The sequence below is a fragment of the Okeania sp. SIO1H4 genome (assembly GCF_010672695.1).
In the GTDB taxonomy this organism is placed as follows: Bacteria; Cyanobacteriota; Cyanobacteriia; order Cyanobacteriales; family Microcoleaceae; genus Okeania; species Okeania hirsuta.
The window spans coordinates 1-6,191 of record NZ_JAAHGB010000136.1 but is presented as its reverse complement, the minus strand read 5'-3'; the positions used below and the strand labels follow the sequence as shown (position 1 = coordinate 6,191).

2 protein-coding genes are annotated in these 6,191 nt (G+C 35.1%); both read right to left on the bottom strand.

From position 1 onward, the window contains the following. On the bottom strand, nucleotides 1-1,976 hold a 1,976-nt coding region (locus F6K06_RS32905; protein ID WP_287323353.1), incomplete at its 3' end, for a type I polyketide synthase. Nucleotides 1,977-1,980: 4 nt separating this feature from the next. Then, nucleotides 1,981-6,191, bottom strand: a 4,211-nt coding sequence (locus tag F6K06_RS32900) for an SDR family NAD(P)-dependent oxidoreductase (protein WP_287245133.1), incomplete at its 5' end; no start/stop codon positions are given.

The following is a 6,191-nucleotide window of genomic DNA, read 5'->3' as shown; positions in this document are numbered from 1 at the left end:
CATAGTTGACACAGAGCGTATTCTATGGCAAATAAGGCTGGTTGAGTGTAGGCTGTTTGGTTGATTAAATCTGAGTTTTGTGTTGTTTGTGTATCTGGATAAATTACGGAAAGTAAGGAATGTTCTAAATAGGGTTGCAAGAGCTGGGAACATTGGTCAATGGTTTGGCGGAATAGTGGCTGAGTTTGATATAACTCTCTTCCCATATTCAGATATTGAGAACCCTGTCCTGTAAATAGGAACGCTTTTTTTGGTTGACTATTGTTACTTAAGGATAATTTTTTTGAAAATATTTCAGCTACTTTTTCTCCTCTCCTAAATTGTTTCAATTTAGCAAGTAATTCTGAAGTATTAGAAAAGATAACTGCCAATCGATGATGAAAATGTGACCGCCCAGTATTAGCGGTAAAACAAATATCTGCCGAGTCTAATTTAGGATGAGTCTCTAGATAGTTTTGATAACGATTGACTAATTCAATTAGGGCAGTTTCTGTTTTTGTGGATAGACTTAATAAATGTTGTGGGCGCTGTTGTAAATTATTTCTGTTGTCTAATGATAATTTATTATGGGTTTGAAGAGGTGCTTCTTCTAGAATTAAATGAGCATTTGTTCCACTCATACCAAAAGAACTAACTCCTGCAAATCTCTGTTTTTCAGAGCGAGGCCAAGATATTACCTTTGTAGGAACCATCAGAGGACTTTTCTCCCACTCAATATGAGGATTTGGTTTAAAAAAGTGTAAATTAGGAGGTATTTCTTCATTGTCCAAACAAAGTACTACTTTAATTAAACCTACTATTCCAGCAGCAGCTTCTAAATGACCAAGATTTGTTTTTACAGAACCAATTATTAAAGGATTTGACTGACTACGATTAGCACTTAAAACTGAGGCTAAAGCTCCCACTTCGATAGGATCTCCGAGAGATGTACCAGTACCATGAGCTTCTACATAACTAACTTGAAATGGATGTAATTTAGCATGATTCAGCGCTTGAGTAATTAATTTTTCCTGAGCTATTTGATTAGGAACAGTTAAACCACTACTGCAACCATCATGGTTTACTGCTGAACCTCGAATTAAAGCCCAAATTCGGTCTCCATTTGATATTGCATCAGATAAACGTTTAAGAATAATTACTCCACAACCTTCACTACGACTAAATCCATCTGCACTAGCATCGAAAGTCTTACATCTACCATCTGGTGACAAAGCTTTAGCCCTTGATAAAAAAATTGTTCCTTCTGGTAACAAATTGAGATTAACTCCACCAGCTATAGCTAAATCAGATTCTTGATTTCGTAAACTTTGACAGGCTAAATGTACTGCTACTAGAGAAGAAGAGCAAACTGTATCAATAGACATACTTGGACCTTGGGAACCAAGAATAAAAGAAAGACGTCCTGATGCAAAAGACAAACCGTTTCCAGTGCCATCATAGATACTTATATTTTCAGGACGATTAGAATTTGCTAGGGTAAATCTGCTGTATTCATTTTGAGTGATACCAAAAAAGATTCCCGTTTGACTGCCTTGCAATTTTGACGGAGAAATTCCACTGTGTTCTAAAGCTTCCCAACTAACTTCTAATAGTAACCGATGTTGAGGATCGATACTAACAGCTTCTTTAGGAGAAATACCAAAAAATTGAGGATCGAATAAATCTATCTGCTCCAAAAATCCTCCACATCGCGTGTAAATTTTGCCAGGACTTTCTGGATCGGGGTCATAATAATCATTAATATTCCATCGAGTTGATGGAACTTCAGTAATAGCATCTACTCCTTCAGATAAAAGATTCCAGAATTCTTTTGGAGTCTTAACATTTTTAGGAAAGCGACAACCCATACCAATAATAGCTATTGGCTCTGTTTGAAAATTCTGGAATTTATCTAATTTTTTTTGCAATTGCTCAATTAGTAAAAATGAGCGTTGTAAAGGAGTTAAATCTTTCATTTTCTTTGATGGATTTTTCATTTATTTATAACTCCTCATTAACAAATAAATTTAATTTTTGATCGATTATTTCTTCTAATTGTTTTTCTGAAAGTTCTTTTGTTTTAGCTAACAATTGTTCTTGTGTTTCTTCGTCAACCTCAGTTTGCTTTCTTTCTATAGTTGAATTGCCTTCAACCTTTACATCTAACAACAACTCAGCCAAATAATCTACTAGATTCTTCAAGGTTGGATATTTAAAAGTCAAAGTTGAAGGCAACTCACATCCTAAACTTTTTTGTAAAAAACTCCTCAACTCTACAGACATTAACGAATCTATTCCTAACTCAAAAAAGCCTTGACTAAAATCAATATTAATAAATGAATTTAAGCCTAATACTTGAGCTACTTGTTGACGAACATGAACTTCTAATAATCTCCTTTGTTCGCTAGGGATCAACATCTTTAAATGCTCTAGAAAATCAGATTTTAATGCGGGTACAGTATTAACAGTTTTTTCTTTCCAATCAGCTAAAAACCGCCATTGTGTTACTCTGTCTTGCCAATTTAACCAATTAATTGGCAGAACTCCTACTTGTACTTCAGAAAAATTCATCAACTTCTCTAATGACTCTAAAAACTTCTCAGGAGTGATGGCTTCTATACCCAATTTTTGCTGGAGTCGAATATCTGCACCTTTTTCAGCCGCTTCTCCTACAACTGAAACAGCACCCCAATTAATACTCAGTCCAGTCAAGCTCATAGCTTGACGATAATGAGCTAAACAATCCAGAAAAGCATTTGCAGCGGCATGATTTCCTTGACCTGCTGACCCCAAAAGAGAAGCACCTGAAGAAAACAATATAAAAAAGTCCAAAGGCTGATTTTGAGTCAATTTATGTAAAATCCAAGCCCCCTCAACTTTTGGAGCCATTACCTGCTCAAAACTTGACCAACTTTGGTTGACAAGAACTCCATCTGACAACATTCCAGCAGAATGAATGATTCCTGCTAGCGGAAAAGTTGAAGTTGAGTCTATCTTTGCTAGTACCTTTGTCATAGAATCTACTTCTGACACATCAGCCAGTTCCACTACCACTGAAGCACCCGCTTCTTCTAGCAACTTTAACTTGTTTTCACTAAATTCATCGGGTGGACGGCGACTCACCAAAACTAAATGTTTAGCTCCTTTTTTGACCATCCAATCAGCAACTAATAAACCTAATCCACCCAAACCTCCGGTAATTAAATAGGAAGCATTTTGAGAGAAAGCCACAGATTTTTCTGATTTTTTGGGAGAGCTAGCTACTAAACGAGATATGTAACGACTATTTTCTCTAAATGCCACTTGGTCTTCTTGGTCTTCTGAGTAAATTTCTTCAAATAGTTTTAATGCTTGATCTTCAACACTTTGGCAAGGATCTAAATCAACTTGCACACATTTTAGCTCTGGATGTTCCAACCCGATCACTTTTCCCATTCCCCATAAAGAAGATTGAGCAATTCCTGAAATTACACAATTAGTTTCTGGTACAGGTTGCGAGCCACAAGTTACTAGCCATAATTTAGGTGATTCAGTTAATCTTCCTTTTACTAATGCCTGCACTAGAGATAGTGTGGTTCCACAGCCTCTTTGTGATAATTTTTTTAAGTCTTGAGAACTAATATCTTTCCCAACCATAGCCTCTGTAGGCCACAAATGAACTATTCCATATATTGAGGGCAAGTTTGTTGATATTTCAGCTATTAGTTGCTCAAACTCTTCTGGTTTGTCAGGATTAATAGTAAATTCAGCTAACGATCCTGAGTCAGAAAGATATTTGTATTCCTCACCTATAAATACTAAGGTACAGTTATCTCCTAATGACTGCAGTTGACTTGCTAAGTGTTGAGCATATCCCTGATTATCTGCTAAAATTAACCAATTTTTATTAGATTTTGAGGAAACAACTATATCATCATTATTAGCTCTAGCCACAATTACGGCTTGGTTGGACAAGACTTCAGGCATTCCTTTTATTTCTGGTAAAGTTACTACTTGACCAAAACCTTTTTCTTTTAAAACTTGTTGCCACTTAAAGCGAGAAAGCAGAGGATAGTCTGGTCGTAATTCATAATCTCGGAATTTCCACCATCCTTCCAGTAGTCCAAAGATTAAATCAACCCACCTATTTTGAGTTGTAGCTTCGTATAATATTAAAATCCCACCAGGTGCCAACAGTTTTCGCACATGAGATAAAACTTGCTTTATATTGGTAGTTGCATGAAGTACATTGGCTGCAATAATTATATCATTCTGATGAGAATCAAACCCTTGACTGCTTGGATCTATCTCTATATCTAAAGTTCGATAGTTGACGAAGGGATAATCATGAAATTTTTCTTGTGCTTTAGTTATAAACAATCCCCCAATATCGCTGAATGTGTAATCAATTTGATGGGGATTTAGATGGGGCAAGATATAACTAGTTGTACCTCCTGTACCAGCACCAATTTCTAACATTCGTATTCCTCGTTGTAAAGATAATTTCTCAATTGCTTGAGATATAACTTTTTGTACTAAGGTATTCATAATTTTAGCTGTAGGAGATTCTTCATAGAGTTGAGTTGTTGTAGTTAAATCTCCTTCAGGAAATAGTAATTGTACTGGGTCTTTTACACCTTTTAATACTTCACTTAATTGAGTTCCACAGCGATTTAGAAGACTTAATTCTGCTTTGGCATCAGGATATTGAATCAATAAAGTCTGACTTTTTTCTTCAGGATTAGATTTTTTTAAAGGCTGGAGCAATTGCCACTGCTCTTCTTTTTTCTCTAGAATTCCCTCTTCAGCTAAAATTTTTAATATACGTTTAAATAACTGTCTTTGATTGGTATCTATACCTAGATGTTTACTAGCAGTATCAGTAGAAAAACATTCCATTTGTTTGTAGTTCCAACCTAGGTCTATTATTGCTTTTACTATATAATCTAGACTTAGCTCTTCTAAGCTACTTTCGATTTGAGAGCTATTTTCTCCTATTGTTGTAACTAATTCTTCGAGGTCAGGAGCCAATTGTTGTTCAATTTCTCTTGGTGTTAGTAAATCATTTGTTGGTAATAGTTTTCCAAAACGACTTTGGGGTTTCCAAGCTACTGAGTAAAACCAGTTATTAATTAATTCTACTTGATTTTCTATTAAGGTTTGAGGTGATACAAGTCTAAGTTTTAAGCCTTCTACTTGGGCAATAATTTCTCCTTCTAAATTAGTTAGAGTAACTTGAGCATTTAGATTTTCTTCATCTTTTTGGTCAGATTCAGTTATTACTGCTATTGCCCACAAAGATAGACCAGGAGGATTATATACTTTTAGCCTATTTATTCCTATTGGTAAATACGTTTGTTGGTTGTCAGTTTTTGGTAATATCTGAAAAATTAGTTGTAAAGCAGCATCTAGTAGAGCTGGATGTATATAATAATGAGTTGCTTCTGCTACTAGCTCTAGGGGTAATTCAATTTTACTGATAGCTTGGTTTGTACTAGACCATAATTGTTTGATTCCTTGAAAATTACTTCTATAGTCAATTCCTAGTTGCTGGCATTTTTGATAGTGTTGTTTTATTTCTATAGATTCAGTACAATCGCTTAGATATTTTTCTATGTCAATTTTTTGAATTGTACTTAAATTTTTCAGTGGCTTAATTTTTCCTTCTACATGAAGATTCCAATCTGAAAAACTTTCTTCTTTTTTGGAGAAAACTTCAAATTTATAGGTATCTATATCTGATTTGCTAAGAATTGTTTGAACTAATATTGATTGAGTTTCTGGAAGTATTAATCCGCGACTAATAATTACATTTTCTATTACTATATGAAGTGTAGAAAATAAAGTTTTAGCTGCATAAAGCCCCATTTCTAGATAACCTGTAGCTGGGAAGAGATTGTTTTCAAACACTCGATGGTGACTAAGATAAGCTGGTGATTTTGCTGTCAGGTGTGCTTGGAAATAATACCGATTTTCTAATCCTGCTAGCTGTAGTTTTTGACCTAGTAAGGGATGAATAATTGTAGCTGTTAAGTTTGAAGTTGACAACTTTGATTGAATTTCAGTCTCTATCCAATAACTTTGTCTTTGAAAAGGATAAGTGGGCAACACTACTTTATTTCGTCGATCATCTCCCTCAAACCCTAACCAATCTATATCCACCCCCTGTACATACAATTTTCCTAAACTACACAGCATCTGTTCCCATGCACCTACTTCTTCACGCAAAGATG